Annotated in this window: 1 protein-coding gene; it reads left to right on the top strand. The window is 66.3% G+C overall.

The window, feature by feature from the left end; translation table 11 throughout:
* Positions 1–992, top strand: a 992-nt coding sequence (locus tag IVA92_RS00405; protein ID WP_247460458.1) for a porin, incomplete at both ends; no start/stop codon positions are given.

The following is a 992-nucleotide window of genomic DNA, read 5'->3' as shown; positions in this document are numbered from 1 at the left end:
TCCCTTCCGGGCGGTGGCGTCTCCGGGGTCGAGAACGCCTATCTCAGCTACACCGGCTTGAAGCCGTTCGGCGGACGGATGGCGATCGAGGCCGGCATCATGGACCTGCCCTACACCATGGACGAGGCGACGAGCTCCAACGACATCATGTTCATGGAGCGCGCCTCGCCCGGCGTGATCGCCACCAACATCGCGGCCGGCGACTTCCGCTCCGCAGCCGGTGCGCGCTGGTTCAACGACCAGCTCTGGATCGGCGGCTATGTCACGGGACCGTCGACCGGTGCGATCCACTCCGCGTCGAGCGCGGCACCACCCGGTACCAGCGAGCAATATGGCGCCGTGGCGCGCGTGGCCGGCAATCCGATCAGCGGCAAGGATTATTCGGTGCATATCGGCGCCGACGCGCAATGGCTGATCCAGCCGCCGCGCAACCTGATCGCCAACACGCAGACGGTCACGCTCAGCGACCGTCCGGAATTGCGTCTCGACCCGACCACGCTGATCTCCACCGGCGCTATCGCCAATGCCTCAGGCGCGCAGGTCTACAGCGTCGAGGCAGCGGCGACCTACGGCCCGTTCATCGTTCAGGGTGAGTACTTCTGGTACAATGTCGATCGCACAGCCAACACCGGCGTGCCGCTGGTCGGCGCACCGAGCCTGAAATTCCAGGGCGGCTATGCCCAGGCCGGATACGTGCTGACGGGCGAAGGCCGGACCTACAATGCGGCGAACGCGGCCTATAGCGGCGTCAAGCCTGCGCACCCGTTCTCGCTGGACGGTGACGGCTGGGGCGCCTGGGAGATCGCGGGACGTTTCTCCACCATCGATCTCAACGACCAGCTGGCAACCGCCAACGGCGTCGCCGGCGGACGGCAGACGGTCTACACGCTCGCGCTCAACTGGTACGTCAACGGCAACGTCCGCTTCATGCTCGACTACCTGCACGGAACTGTGTCACGGCAGGCCTCGCCGATCTCGACCGCCGATGTCGG

This window comes from Bradyrhizobium sp. 154, assembly GCF_023073875.1.
Taxonomy (GTDB): Bacteria; Pseudomonadota; Alphaproteobacteria; order Rhizobiales; family Xanthobacteraceae; genus Bradyrhizobium.
This window is presented reverse-complemented; position numbering and strand designations above follow the sequence as displayed.